The sequence below is a fragment of the Xanthomonas sp. 10-10 genome (assembly GCF_040182365.1).
Lineage (GTDB): Bacteria > Pseudomonadota > Gammaproteobacteria > Xanthomonadales > Xanthomonadaceae > Xanthomonas > Xanthomonas arboricola_F.
The window spans coordinates 2,903,221-2,916,984 of the sequence record NZ_CP144460.1 but is presented as its reverse complement, the minus strand read 5'-3'; the positions used below and the strand labels follow the sequence as shown (position 1 = coordinate 2,916,984).

The window sequence follows — 13,764 nt, the reverse complement described above, 5'->3', positions numbered from 1 at the left end:
TCTTTTGCGGCCATGCAAGGGCGCGGCCGGTGGCAATGGCAGCAGCGGCGCGGTAAGTTCGAACGCATCTGCCGTTCAACGCACCGCATCGGGATGTCTGCATGGCTGTCGTACCGCTGGTCGGATTGCCGACCGATCGCATCGCGCAAGGGCCGCATCCGTTTCTGGCGGCCGGCGAAAAATACATCCGCGCGGTCGTGGACGCGGCCGGTGCCATGCCGGTGCTGCTGCCGAGCCTGCAGCCCAGCCTGGATGCCGGCGTGTGGCTGGATCGGCTGGACGGCGTGTTGCTGACCGGGGCGGTCAGCAATATCGAACCGCACCACTACAGCGACCAATCCAGCTGGGAGGGCAATCCGCACGATGCGGCGCGCGATGCCACCAGCCTGGGGCTGATTCCGCAGGCGCTGGCGCGCGGCCTGCCGGTGCTGGCGATCTGCCGTGGCCTGCAGGAGGTCAATGTCGCGCTTGGCGGGCGCCTGCATCAACGCGTACATGCGGTGCTAGGACTGGCCGACCATCGCGAAGACCGCAACGCGGCGCTGGAGGTGCAATACGGCCCCGCGCATCCGCTGCGGCTGCAGCCCGGCGGCTGGCTGGCCGGGATGAGCGACGGAGCCGAGGTGTGGGTCAATTCCCTGCACGGGCAGGGCATCGCCACGCTGGCCGATGGCCTGCTGGTCGAGGCGACCGCTCCCGATGGCCTGATCGAGGCCTTTCGCGGCCCGGGACCGGGATTCTTGCTCGCCGTGCAGTGGCATCCGGAATGGCATGTCACACAGCATCCGTTCTACCGTGCCATCTTCCAGTCCTTCGGCGAGGCCTGTCGCCGTTATGCCGCTCAGCGCGGTCAGTGAGGTTGTATGTCGATCCGCACACGTTCGCGCAAATCCACACCCAAGCAGCCGGAAAGCGCACTGCGCCGCTGGCTCAAGGACCGCCACATCACCGAGGTCGAATGCCTGGTGCCGGACATCACCGGCAATGCGCGCGGCAAGATCATTCCGGCAGACAAGTTCTCGCACGACTACGGCACGCGCTTGCCGGAAGGCATCTTCGCCACCACCGTCACCGGCGATTTCCCAGACGATTATTACGCGCTGACCTCGCCATCGGATTCGGACATGCATCTGCGCCCGGACGCGTCCACCGTGCGCATGGTGCCGTGGGCAGCCGATCCGACCGCGCAGGTCATCCACGATTGCTACACCAAGGATGGCCAGCCGCACGAGCTGGCACCGCGCAATGTGCTGCGTCGCGTGCTCGATGCGTATGCGCAGGTCAAGCTGCAACCGGTAGTGGCGCCGGAGCTGGAATTCTTTCTGGTGCAGAAGAACACTGATCCGGATTTCCCCTTGCTGCCGCCGGCCGGGCGCTCCGGACGCCCGGAAACCGCGCGGCAGTCGTACTCGATCGATGCGGTCAACGAGTTCGACCCGATCCTGGACCTGATGTACGACTACTGCGATGCGATGGAGCTGGACGTGGATACCTTGATCCACGAATCCGGCGCCGCGCAGCTGGAAGTCAATTTCACCCACGCCGATGCCTTGTCGCGCGCCGATCAGGTATTCCTGTTCAAGCGCACCATGCGCGAGGCCGCGTTGCGACACGGCGTCTATGCCACGTTTCTGGCCAAGCCGATGGAAACCGAGCCGGGCAGTGCGATGCATATCCACCAGAGCCTGCTGCATGCCGGCACCGGCAAGAACGTGTTCAGCGGCAAGCGCGAGGGCGGGTTCAGCGACACCTTCGCGCACTATCTGGGCGGGCTGCAGAAATACATTCCGCTGGCGATGGGGCTGCTGGCGCCCAACGTCAATTCGTACCGGCGGCTGATGTTCGGCGAAGTCTCGCCAAGCAATGTGCTGTGGGGCTTCGACAATCGTACCTGCGGGTTGCGGGTGCCGATCGATGCGCCGCAGAACATGCGGGTGGAAAGCCGGTTTGCCGGTTCCGATGCCAATCCGTATCTGGCGATGGCGGCGACCCTGGCCTGCGGGTTGCTGGGCATCCGCGAAAAGCTGGAGCCGACCGCGCCGATCAGCAGCAACGGCAAGGAGCAGGGCTACGATCTGCCGCGCTCCTTGGGCGAGGCGCTGGATGGGCTGGAGCGGTGCGATGCGTTGCAGGAGATGTTGGGGCGACGGTTTGTGCGGGCCTATATCTCGGTGAAGCGGAAGGAATATGAGACGTTCTTCCGGGTGATCAGCTCGTGGGAGCGCGAATTCCTGTTGTTGAATGTGTGAGCAACGTAGTCGAAGCCCGTGCCGGGCGTTTCCCTTCTCCCGCCGGGAAAAGGTGCCCGAAGGACGGATGAGGGTACGGCGCTGGGTGATGTTGAAGCGTGGCGTGGTTTGTGTGCTTGCGCGGTTCTGGGGGTTTAAAACAGAGCAGGGCTTCACCTCCGTTGGGATGTTCTGGATAGTTGAACCCAAAGCAGAGCTTTCACGCCCTTCGGGCGCGAGTTGCTTTTTCTTTGCTTGTGCAAAGAAAAAGTAACCAAAAAGAAAGCACACCCCGTCCTCGCGACCTGCGCGCCTTCGGCGCTGCGGGTGCGCAAGTCCGGCAGAAATTTTTGTAAGGGACATCCATGTCCCTTACAAAAACGTCGCGCATCCATGCGCGCCGCCCTGCGGGTTGTATCTGCCGGCCTTGCCGCTGCGGTATGGGGCCCCGGAAAAGCGCAAGCAAAGCAAGGCAAGGCAGGGCGAAGCAAGGCGAGGCAAGGCAAGCGCTGCAACGGGCGCAGCTCGAAGGTGCGGCGATGCCATACGCATGCCAGGCAGTGCCGGGCAGGAGGCCGGAAGCGTAGTCGAAATGTGCAGGCCACCTACGTCGTCAGACGTTTCCTTCTCCCATCGGGACATTGTCCTCCTTCATGGGGGAGAAGGTGCCCCCAAGGGCGGATGAGGGCGACGTCGGTGGCAGGGCAAGTTCTCGCGGCCCACCTGTCTGTCGGGCACGCAGGGGATTGGCAGGGCACTCTGCAGAGCCGTCCACGGTCCGGCAACAGGGCGTGGGTATGCTCCTGGTTCCTCATGCGTGGAGCAGGTCGTGGATTCTTCTGTGCTCAGGTCGTTGCAGCAGCTCGATGCCGCGCATCATCTGCATCCGTTCAACGACAACGCGGTCTTGGCGGGCAAGGGCACGCGCATCCTCACGCGCGGTGAGGGCGTGTATGTGTGGGATGCCGACGGCAACAAACTGCTGGATGCGTTCGGAGGGTTGTGGTGCGTCAATGTGGGGTATGGGCGTATCGAACTGGCGCAGGCCGCGGCGCGGCAGATGGAGCAGCTGGCCTACTACAACAGCTTTTTCCAGTGCACCACCGAGCCCACCATCCATCTGGCCGCCAAGCTGGCGGAGCTGACGCCGGGCGACTTGAATCATGCCTTTTTCGCCAATTCCGGATCGGAGGCCAACGACACCATCCTGCGCCTGGTGCGGCATTTCTGGGCGGTGCAGGGGCAGCCGCAGAAACAGGTCTTCATCGGTCGCCACAATGGCTATCACGGCACCACCATGGGCGGTGCCAGCCTGGGTGGCATGCAGGGCATGCACAAGCAGGGCGGGTTGCCGATACCGGGCATCGTGCATATCGAGCCGCCCAATCATTTCGGCGATGGCGGGGACATGGCGCCGGAGGACTACGGGCTGCTTGCCGCGCGCCGTCTGGAAGCCAGGATTCTCGAGATCGGTCCGGAAAACGTGGCGGCCTTCATCGGCGAACCCATCATGGGTGCGATCGGGGTGTACATCCCGCCGCGCAGTTATTGGCCGGAAATCCAGCGCATCTGCCGGCACTATGATGTGTTGCTGGTGGCCGATGAGGTGATCTGCGGGTTCGGACGTACCGGCGAATGGTTCGGCGCCGATTACTTCGGCTTCCAGCCCGATGTGATGACGCTGGCCAAGGGCATCACCTCCGGCTACATCCCGCTGGCGGCGGCGATGTTCAGCGATCGCGTGGCCGGGGTGCTCAAGCAGCAAGGCGGCGAATTGGCGCATGGCGGCACCTATGCCGGGCATCCGGTGTGCGCGGCGGTGGCGCTGGAGAATCTGCGCCTGCTGCAGGACGAAGGCATCGTGGACACCGCACGCACGCAGATCGCGCCGTATCTGGCGCAGCGCTGGGCCGAGCTGGGCGCGCATCGGCTGGTCGGTGAGGCGCGGATTGCGGGCCTGGTCGGGGCGCTGGAACTGGTGCCGGACAAGCGCCGGCGCGGCAGGTATTTCCCCGGGCGCGGACGGGTCGGCGCGATGTGTCGCGACTTCGCGCTGCGGCGGGGCCTGATCCTGCGCGCGACCTACGATGCGATGCTGCTGTCGCCGCCGTTGATCATCACCTGCGACCAGGTCGATGAGCTGTTCGACAAGGCCTGGGCGGCGTTGGACGATACCGCCCAGGCCTTGGGCAGGTAAGCCGTGGCGGCATGCCTTCGGCCCCAGGGCCGCGCAGCTGCCGTGCAGCAAGCGCCACCGACGGCAATGACCTTCGCCAATCACGACGCTGCAGCGCATCGCACCCGCGCACCGCCGCCCACACACCGCACGCTGTGCAAACCCGGGCGCGGTGGGTAGGCTGGGCGCAGACCGGCCGCGATGCCGGGCCGCCCCATCGCGCTGCCCTGGAGACCCACATGACGCTGCGACTGCTCGCACTGACCCTGTCCATCACCCTGTTCTCCGGCTGCGGCGGCGGTGGCGCCCCGGGCAAGGCCGAGGCGCAGGCCAAGGTGCTCAACGTCTACAACTACTCCGACTACATCGCAGAAGACACCATCCCCGCGTTCGAAAAGAGCACCGGCATCAAGGTCACCTACGACGTGTTCGATAGCGACGAGATGGTGGAAACCAAGTTGCTGGCCGGTGGCAGCGATTACGACGTGGTGGTGCCCACGCTCAACTTCTTCGGCCGGCAGATCCAGGCCGGTGTGTTCCTGCCATTGGACAAAAGCAAGATCCCGAATCTGGCCAATCTGGATCCTGACGTGATGCGCCGCATCGCCGCACAGGACCCCAACAATGCCTATGGCGTGCCGTACATGATCGGCACCACCGGCATCGGCTACAACGTCGACAAGCTCAAGGCGATCTTCGGCAGCACCGATGTCGCCAACAGCTGGGATCTGGTGTTCAAGCCAGAGAATCTGTCCAGGCTGAAGGATTGCGGTGTGACCATTCTGGACACGCCCTCGGACATGATCCCGATCGCGCTGAACTACCTGGGCCTGGACCCGCACAGCAGCGTGCCGGCCGAGATCGAGAAAGCCGCGGCGCTGATCAAGACCATCCGCCCGTACGTGCAGAACTTCCACTCCAGCCAATACGTCACCTCGTTGGCCAACGGCAATACCTGCCTGGCGGTGGGGTGGTCGGGCGACATCATCCAGGCGCGCGACCGTGCCAAGGAGGCCGGCAACAACGTCAATGTGGCCTACGCCATTCCGAAGGAAGGCGCGCCGCAATGGTTCGACATGCTGGCCATCCCCAAGGATGCCAAGCATCCTGACAACGCCTACGCCTTCATCAATTACCTGCTGAAGCCGGAGGTGGCCGCGGCCAACAGCAACTTCATCCACTACGCCAACCCGGTGCGCACCGCCACGCCGCTGGTGGATGCGGCGATCCGCAACGACCCCACCATCTACCCGCCGCCGGAGGTGACCGCCAAGATGTTCACCTATGCGATCAATTCGCCGGACGTCGATCGCCTGTACACGCGGCTGTGGACCGAGATCAAGACCGGCCGTTGAGACGGGGCGGGGCGACGATGCGGCGCAGGTGGCCGCATCTTCATCAATCGCCAATCATTGGCTGAGAGACTGCAAACCCGGTCGCGGCAGCGCGCAGCTGGGCCATCGTCATCGATTGCACTGCGAGCGCGTGCTGGCGCGCAGCACGCGGCTGGCCGACGTGAATCAACCGGCCGATAGCGCACGTCCGGCCAGCCTCAGCACCAGCTGACTGGGCTCGTCACGCAACCTGTACTGACGGGTTCAAATAATTGTATGGTTCTGCCGCTTTCGCCCTGCCGCTGATCCGGCATGCCGCCGCGCGCCTCGCCCACGACCTACAGGACGCTTCCTTTGAGCAACCAAGAAGACCGCCAGTCCAACGATGGCCGCAGCCAGGCCGCAGACGCGCACGACGACCAGGAGCAGAAGCCTTCACCCTTGAAGAACCCCAAGGTCAAGTGGACGCTGATCCTGGTGGGCGTGCTGGTGCTGGTCTTGCTGGTGGTCTGGCTGGCCTATTACCTGATCAAGGGCCGCTACATGCAGGACACCAACAACGCCTATCTGCAGGCCGATTCGGTGGCGGTGGCGCCGCGCGTCAGCGGCTACGTGACCCGGGTGATGGTGGGCGACAACCAGATCGTGGACGCCGGCCAGCCGTTGCTGCAGATCGATGACCGCACCTACCAGGCCACGCTGCAGCAGGCCGAGGCCGCGATCGCCGCGCGCCAGGCCGACATCGCTGCCGCCACGGCCAATGTGTCCGCGCAGGAATCGTCGCTGGTGCAGGCGCGCACCCAGGTCGCTGCCGCCGCTGCCAGCCTCACGTTCGCCCAGGCCGAGGTGAAGCGCTTCGCGCCGCTGGCGGCCTCCGGCGCGGACACGCACGAGCACCAGGAAAGCCTGCAGCACGACCTGGCCCGCGCCCGCGCCCAGTACGACGCCGCCCAGGCGCAGGCCAAGGCAGCGCAGAGTCAGATCCAGGCCAGCACCGCGCAACTGGAGCAGGCTCAGGCCGGCGTGAAGCAGGCCACCGCCGACGCCGACCAGGCCCGCATCGCGGTGGAAGACACCCGCCTGACCAGCCGTATCCACGGCCGCGTCGGCGACAAGACCGTGCAGGTTGGGCAGTTCCTGGCCGCAGGCACCCGCACCATGACCATCGTGCCGCAGGAATCGCTGTACCTGATCGCCAACTTCAAGGAAACCCAGGTCGGCCTGATGCGTCCCGGCCAGCCGGCCGAAATCGAGGTCGATGCGCTGTCCGGCGTGAAGCTGCACGGCAAGGTCGAAAGCCTCTCGCCCGGTACCGGCTCGCAGTTCGCGCTGTTGCCGCCGGAAAATGCCACCGGCAACTTCACCAAGGTGGTGCAGCGCGTGCCGGTGCGCATTCGTGTGCTGGCCGGCGAAGAGGCACGCAAGGTATTGGTGCCGGGCATGTCGGTGGAGGTGACGGTGGATACGCGCTCGGCCAAGGACGCCAAGCAGCGGGCCGAAGCAGAATCCGACCGCGTGCAGGAGCAGGAGCGCGCGCAGTGAGTGCAGCGGCAGCCACCGGCCAGAGCGCCGGCGGCAGCGCTGCCAGCGAAAAGGCCGAGCCGGGCGCCTGGCTGGCGGTGCTGGCCGGCACCATCGGCTCGTTCATGGCGACGCTGGATATCTCCATCGTCAACGCGGCGCTGCCCACCATCCAGGGCGAGGTCGGCGCCAGCGGTACCGAAGGCACCTGGATCTCCACCGCTTACCTGGTCGCCGAGATCATCATGATCCCGCTGACCGGCTGGTTCGTGCGCACGCTGGGCCTGCGCAACTTCCTGCTGATCTGCGCGGTGATGTTCACCGCGTTTTCGGTGGTGTGCGGGCTGTCGACCTCGTTGACGATGATGATCATCGGCCGCGTGGGGCAGGGCCTGGCCGGTGGCGCGCTGATTCCCACCGCGCTGACCATCGTTGCGACCCGGCTGCCGCCGAGCCAGCAGACCATGGGCACGGCCTTGTTCGGCATGACCGTGATCATGGGCCCGGTGATCGGCCCGCTGCTCGGCGGCTGGCTCACCGAGAACGTCAGCTGGCACTACGCGTTCTTCATCAACGTGCCGATCTGCGTGGGCCTGGTGGCCTTGCTGCTGCTCGGCCTGAAGCATGAAAAAGGCGACTGGGCCGGCCTGCTCAATGCGGACTGGCTGGGCATCTACGGCCTGACCGCCGGCCTGGGCGGGCTTACCGTGGTGCTGGAAGAAGGCCAGCGTGAGCGCTGGTTCGAATCCAGCGAGATCAACATGCTGAGCGTGATCGCCTTGAGCGGCTTCATCGCCCTGGTGATCGGCCAGTTCCGCAAGCGGCCGCCGGTGATTCACCTGTCGCTGCTGCTGCACCGCAGTTTCGGCGCAGTGTTCATCATGATCATGGCAGTGGGCATGATCCTGTTCGGCGTCATGTACATGATTCCGCAGTTCCTGGCGGTGATCTCCGGCTACAACACCGAGCAGGCCGGCTATGTGCTGCTGCTGTCGGGCCTGCCGACCGTGCTGCTGATGCCGATGATGCCCAAGCTGCTGGAGGTGGTGGACGTACGCATCCTGGTGATCGCCGGGCTGATCTGTTTTGCCGCGGCCTGTTTCGTCAACCTGTCGCTGACCGCCGACACCGTCGGCACGCATTTTGTCGCCGGGCAGTTGCTGCAGGGCTGCGGCCTGGCGCTGGCGATGATGTCGCTGAACCAGGCGGCCATCTCTTCGGTACCGCCGGAGCTGGCCGGCGATGCGTCAGGCCTGTTCAACGCCGGCCGCAACCTGGGCGGCTCGGTGGGGCTTGCGCTGATCTCCACCTTCCAGGAGCGCCGCATGACCTTCCACACCGAAACCATCGGCAGCGCGATCACCGCCAATGCGACACGCGCGCAGGAGTTTCTGTCCGGCCTGACCGCGCAGATGCAGGGCAGCGCCGGCGGCGAGGCGGCCATCCGCTCGGTTGCGCAGCTGGCGCGCCTGGTGCAGCAGCAGGCGCTGGTGATGACCTATAGCGACCTGTTCTGGATCTTCGGCGTGATCGTGGTCTGCACGATTCCGCTGGCCTTTTTGCTCAAGCCGTTACCCAAGGGGGCGCACCTTGCAATGCACTGATTCCATGCGCCTGGTCCGCATGCCGCTGGCGGCGGCGTTGAGCGCCGTGTTGCTCGGCGGCTGCATGCTCGGCCCCAACTACACCAAGGCACCGCCCGTGGCCGATGCGGCGATTCAGGCGCCCGCATTGCATCGCGCCGGTGGCGCCGACGTGGTTGCCGCCGCTCCGTTGAATCACTGGTGGGAGCAGCTCAACGATGCGCAGCTTACCCAGCTGGTGACCCAGGCCCTGGCCGACAGTCCCAACCTGCGTGCGGCGCAGGCACGGCTGCGCGCCAACCGTGCACTGGCCAGCCAGCGCCGTGCAGAGCGTCTGCCCAAGCTCAACGCGAGCGCGGTGTATGCGTATGCCGAGCCGCCGCAGACCATCGTCGACACGTTGGGCGGCTTGCAGAACGGTGAGAACGGCCAGCCACCGGCACAGGGCAGCGAGGCGCTGGATCTGGACAAGACCCAGATCTACAGCGCCGGCTTCGATGCCAGCTGGGAGCTGGACTTCTTTGGCCGCCGCCGTCGTGCCGCCGAAGGTGCGCTGGCGCAAGCGCAGGCCTCCGAAGCCGAGCTGGCCGATGCGCAGGTGCAACTGGCTGCCGAAGTGGGGCAGGTGTATCTGAACTACCGCGGGCTGCAGGCACGGCTGGCCATTGCCGATGCCAACCTGGACAAGATCGGCCAATCGCTGGCGCTGACCCGGCAGCGCCGCGAGCGCGGTGCGGCCTCGGACCTGCAGGTCGACCAGATCGCCACCCAGGTGCAGCAGCAGCAAGCCCAGCGCCTGCCGCTGGACATGCAGTTGCAGGAAGCGCTGGACCAGCTCGCCTTGATGGTCGGCCGCGAGCCGGGTGCGCTGGACGCGCAACTGGCTGCGGTGCGGCCGCTGCCGATGTTGCCCACCGACGTGCGCGTGGACGATGCCGGCGCGTTGATCCGCCGCCGCCCCGATGTGCGCAAGGCCGAGCGCGAGCTGGCGGCGTCCAGCGCGCAGATCGGCGAGGCGTTGAATGGCTATTTCCCGCAGGTGACCTTGCTGGGCGGCCTGAGCTGGGTCGCCGGCTCGCCCAGCGACTTCAACTCCGACGCGTTGACCACGCTGGCGGTGCCGATGCTGCGTTGGTCGATCTTCGATTTCGGCAAGACCCGCGCGCAGGTGGAGCAGGCGCGTGCCGGCAACGCCGGCCGCGAGGCGGCTTACGAGGGTGCGGTGCTGGCGGCGTTGCAGGACGCCAACTCCGCGCTGTCGCGTTTCGGCTCGGCGCGCAAGCAACTGGTGGTCGCACGCCAGGCCGAAGCGTCGGCCACGCGCTCGGCCGGGCTGATGCAACAACGGCGCGATGCCGGAGCGACGTCGTCGATCGATCTGCTCGACGTACAGCGCCAGCAACTGTCCGCGCAGGACGCCGCCGCGCAGGCGCAGGTGCAGCTGCTGGTCAATTATGTCGCGCTACAGAAGAGCCTGGGCCTGGGTTGGAGCCAGGCGCCGGAGCAGACGCGTTGAGTGCCGATTGTCGATGAAGCGCTCCAGTATGGATGCCTGCGCTCCCAAACCCATTGCCGCCCGTCCGTGATGGTTGCGCGTGCGGTCGACAGTGCGGTCTTTGGTCGCACGGATGCCGTCGGTTGATGGGGGGGCAGACGTCGCGTCAATCAGTGGTCGGGCCTGGACGTTGCTGGAGTCAACCACGCACGGACGATGACGACCTACATGCCGGTCTGCGCATCGCCATAGGCTCGGACGGCGTGCGGTTTGCATCCGGGCAGGCGGTTGATCAGACCAACTTCAGCGCTGGCTGCGCTTGATTGACTGGCATGCCCGTCGATGTCTGCGGCAATCGAGGCAGGGCACCAACGAGACAGTCACGTGCTCTTGCCGCAATGCCGCCTGACCGTCACTCTCAGCCGTAGACGCGCAGACCTGCACGCGCCCGGCAGCCGACACACGCTTTTGCCATCATGGCGCGCAGGCTCTGGCCCCGGAGTCTGCGCTCGCCGTCATCGAGAGGAACCATGTCACTGACCGACGCCCTGCCGCCCCTGTCCAGCCCTGCGGATGCCGGCTACCTGTCCATCAGCGAGGTCCGCAAGGAGTTCGATGGTTTTGTCGCGGTGGACGATGTCAGCCTGCAGATCCGCAAGGGCGAGATCTTCGCGTTGCTGGGCGGGTCGGGCAGCGGCAAATCCACCTTGCTGCGCTGTCTGGCCGGCTTCGAGCGACCCACCAAGGGGCGCATCGTGCTCGATGGCCAGCCGATCGACGCGCTGCCGCCGTACGAGCGTCCGATCAACATGATGTTCCAGTCCTACGCGCTGTTTCCGCACATGAGCGTGGAGCAGAACATCGCCTTCGGCCTGAAGCAGGAAGGCTTGGCGAAGGCCGCCATCGCCACGCGCGTCGGCGAGATGCTGGAGCTGGTGCAGCTGGGCGCGTTGGCCAGGCGCAAGCCGCATCAGCTCTCCGGCGGCCAGCAGCAGCGCGTTGCGCTCGCGCGCTCGCTGGCCAAGCGGCCCAAGCTGCTGCTGCTGGACGAACCGATGGGCGCGCTGGACAAGAAACTGCGCTCGCAGATGCAACTGGAACTGGTCAACATCATCGAAACCTCCGGCGTTACCTGCGTGATGGTCACCCACGACCAGGAAGAGGCGATGACCATGGCCACACGCATCGCGCTGATGGATCAGGGCTGGATCCAGCAAGTCGGCACGCCCGATGAAATCTACGAACAACCGGCCAATCGCTTTGCCGCCGAATTCATCGGCTCGGTCAATCTGGTCGACGCCGTCATCGCCGAAGACGCGCCCGACTACGTCACCTTGAAGACGCCGGCCTTCGACGCCCGTATCCGCATCGGCCACGGCATCACCGGGTTCGAAGGACAGGCGGTGGCGTTTGCGCTGCGCCCGGAAAAATTGTCCATCGGCAAGGATGAGCCGGCGCAGGCCTGCAACAAGGCGCAGGGCGTGATCGAAGATATCGCCTATTTCGGCAGCCATTCGGTCTACCACGTGCGCCTGCCCAGTGGGGTCAAGCTGATGGCCAACTTCGCCAATCGCCAGCGCTGGGCCAGCGAAGCGCTGACCTGGGGCGATGCGGTGTGGGTGGGGTGGGGCGAGGACGATGGCGTGGTGCTCACCGCATGAGACCGCGTCTTTTCCGTCGCGGCTTGCCGGGTGCGCGTTGGGGCGTGATCGCCGCGCCCTACCTGTGGCTGCTGGTGTTCTTCGCGATTCCGTTCCTGATCGTGCTGAAGATTTCGTTTGCCGAACGCGCCACTGCGATGCCGCCGTATACGCCGCTGTTCGCGTATGCGGCCGATGGCGCAGTCAGCGTCAAGCTGCATCTGGGCAATTACCTGGCACTGCTGCGCGACAGCCAGTACGTGGCCGCTTACCTGAGCTCGATCAGGATCGCGGCCATCTCCACCGCACTGGCGCTGCTGCTCGGCTATCCGATGGCGTATGTGATCGCGCGCCTGCCGCTGGCCACGCGCAACGTGGCGATGATGCTGGTGGTGCTGCCGTCGTGGACCTCGTTCCTGATTCGCGTCTACGCGTGGATCGGCATACTCGATGGCAACGGCCTGCTCAATCAGGCGCTGCTGGCACTGGGCGTGATCAAGCAGCCATTGCAGTTGCTGTATACGCCCATCGCCGCCTACATCGGCATCGTCTACTGCTATCTGCCCTTCATGGTGTTGCCGCTGTACGCCAATCTGGTCAAGCACGACAACCGCTTGCTGGAAGCGGCCTACGATCTGGGCGCGCGTCCGTGGCAGGCGTTTGTGCGCATCACCTTGCCGCTGTCGCGCAACGGCATCGTGGCAGGCTGCATGCTGGTGATGATCCCGGCGGTGGGCGAGTTCGTGATTCCCGAGATGCTGGGCGGCCCGAACACCTTGATGATCGGCCGCGTGCTGTGGGGCGAGTTCTTCAATAATCGCGATTGGCCGGTGGCTGCTGCAGTGGCCACCGTCATGCTGGTGCTGTTGCTCGCGCCGATCGTGATCTTCCACCGTTACCAGCAGCGCGAGCTGGAAGGGCGGCTGACATGATGCGCGCCTCGCGCGGTGGGCGCGTGCTGGGCGGCAGCGTGCTCGCGCTGGGGTTCGGCTTTTTGTATCTGCCGATCCTGTTGCTGATGGTGTACTCGTTCAATGCCTCGCGCCTGGCCACGGTATGGGGCGGATTTTCGACACGTTGGTATGGCGAGCTGCTGCGCGACCGCCAGTTGCTGGAGGCGGCCTGGGTCAGCCTGGAAGTCGCGTTCTGGACCGCCTGTGCGTCGACGGTGCTGGGCACGATGGCCGCGATGGCGATGGTGCGCATGCGACGGTTTCCCGGCAAGACGTTGTTCGGCGCGCTGATTACCGCACCGTTGGTGATGCCGGAGGTGATCATCGGCTTGTCGATCCTGTTGTTGCTGGTCTCGATGGGCGGCGTGCTCGGTATCGCCCCGCGCGGTGCGGTGGCGATCTGGGTGGCGCATGTCACCTTCACCGTCTCGTTCGTCACCGTGGTGATTTCCTCGCGTCTGCAGGAGCTGGATCGCTCGCTGGAAGAAGCCGCGATGGACCTGGGTGCCACCCCACTGAAGGTGTTCTTCCTGATCACCTTGCCGATCATTGCTCCCGCGCTGGCGTCAGGCTGGCTGCTCGCGTTCACGCTGTCGCTGGACGATGTGGTGATCGCCAGCTTCCTGGCCGGGCCCAGTTCCACCACGCTGCCGATCAAGGTGTTCTCCTCGGTGCGGCTGGGCATCAGCCCCAAGATCAACGCACTGGCCACGGTCATGGTGCTGGCGGTGTCGGTTGCCGCTGTCATCGGGTGGTGGCTGCTGGCACGCAGCGAAAAGCGCCGGCAGCGCGATGCGCAACTGGCGCAGCAAGCTATTCCCTGAGCGCGCGCCA

10 protein-coding genes are annotated in these 13,764 nt (G+C 65.5%); all 10 read left to right on the top strand.

Going from position 1 to position 13,764, the window contains the following annotated elements; all coding sequences use genetic code 11:
- Positions 1–101: 101 nt before the first annotated feature.
- Positions 102–857, top strand: coding sequence for a gamma-glutamyl-gamma-aminobutyrate hydrolase family protein (locus tag VZ068_RS12335; protein WP_349655468.1), 756 nt, complete (start codon positions 102–104; stop codon positions 855–857).
- A 6-nt stretch (positions 858–863) separates the two neighbouring features.
- Positions 864–2,249: a glutamine synthetase family protein gene (locus VZ068_RS12330; protein WP_259160794.1), complete on the top strand. Its 1,386-nt coding sequence runs from the start codon at positions 864–866 to the stop codon at positions 2,247–2,249.
- An 808-nt stretch (positions 2,250–3,057) separates the two neighbouring features.
- On the top strand, positions 3,058–4,425 hold the full coding sequence (locus VZ068_RS12325) for an aspartate aminotransferase family protein (RefSeq protein WP_349655467.1): 1,368 nt from the start codon (positions 3,058–3,060) through the stop codon (positions 4,423–4,425).
- Positions 4,426–4,643: 218 nt separating this feature from the next.
- A complete protein-coding gene (locus tag VZ068_RS12320) occupies positions 4,644–5,759 on the top strand; it encodes a polyamine ABC transporter substrate-binding protein (RefSeq protein WP_349655466.1) in 1,116 nt (371 codons plus the stop codon).
- 333 nt (positions 5,760–6,092) lie between these two features.
- Complete coding sequence (locus VZ068_RS12315; RefSeq protein ID WP_259150713.1) at positions 6,093–7,280, top strand: HlyD family secretion protein; 1,188 nt, start codon at positions 6,093–6,095, stop codon at positions 7,278–7,280.
- Positions 7,277–8,863, top strand: coding sequence for an MDR family MFS transporter (locus tag VZ068_RS12310; RefSeq protein ID WP_259160790.1), 1,587 nt, complete (start codon positions 7,277–7,279; stop codon positions 8,861–8,863). The genes VZ068_RS12315 and VZ068_RS12310 overlap by 4 nt, the downstream gene beginning before the upstream one ends.
- Before the next feature lie 4 nt (positions 8,864–8,867).
- Entirely contained in the window at positions 8,868–10,358 is a 1,491-nt protein-coding gene (locus tag VZ068_RS12305) for an efflux transporter outer membrane subunit (protein ID WP_349655465.1), read from the top strand.
- Between the two features lie 509 nt (positions 10,359–10,867).
- Positions 10,868–11,998 (top strand): polyamine ABC transporter ATP-binding protein, encoded by a 1,131-nt coding sequence (gene potA / locus VZ068_RS12300; protein WP_349655464.1) that lies wholly within the window; start codon positions 10,868–10,870, stop codon positions 11,996–11,998.
- Positions 11,995–12,909, top strand: coding sequence for an ABC transporter permease subunit (locus VZ068_RS12295; protein WP_259150705.1), 915 nt, complete (start codon positions 11,995–11,997; stop codon positions 12,907–12,909). The genes potA and VZ068_RS12295 overlap by 4 nt, the downstream gene beginning before the upstream one ends.
- Positions 12,906–13,754, top strand: a complete 849-nt coding sequence (locus tag VZ068_RS12290) for an ABC transporter permease subunit (RefSeq protein ID WP_259160784.1) — start codon at positions 12,906–12,908, stop codon at positions 13,752–13,754. The genes VZ068_RS12295 and VZ068_RS12290 overlap by 4 nt, the downstream gene beginning before the upstream one ends.
- Positions 13,755–13,764 lie beyond the last annotated feature (10 nt).

What these genes read in the sequence shown, in the direction of transcription:
- VZ068_RS12335 (WP_349655468.1), top strand. Translation starts at nt 102, where the DNA reads ATGGCTGTCGTACCGCTGGTCGGATTGCCGACCGATCGCATCGCGCAA.
- VZ068_RS12330 (WP_259160794.1), top strand. Translation starts at nt 864, where the DNA reads ATGTCGATCCGCACACGTTCGCGCAAATCCACACCCAAGCAGCCGGAA.
- VZ068_RS12320 (WP_349655466.1), top strand. Translation starts at nt 4,644, where the DNA reads ATGACGCTGCGACTGCTCGCACTGACCCTGTCCATCACCCTGTTCTCC.
- VZ068_RS12305 (WP_349655465.1), top strand. Translation starts at nt 8,868, where the DNA reads ATGCGCCTGGTCCGCATGCCGCTGGCGGCGGCGTTGAGCGCCGTGTTG.
- potA (WP_349655464.1), top strand. Translation starts at nt 10,868, where the DNA reads ATGTCACTGACCGACGCCCTGCCGCCCCTGTCCAGCCCTGCGGATGCC.
- VZ068_RS12295 (WP_259150705.1), top strand. Translation starts at nt 11,995, where the DNA reads ATGAGACCGCGTCTTTTCCGTCGCGGCTTGCCGGGTGCGCGTTGGGGC.
- VZ068_RS12290 (WP_259160784.1), top strand. Translation starts at nt 12,906, where the DNA reads ATGATGCGCGCCTCGCGCGGTGGGCGCGTGCTGGGCGGCAGCGTGCTC.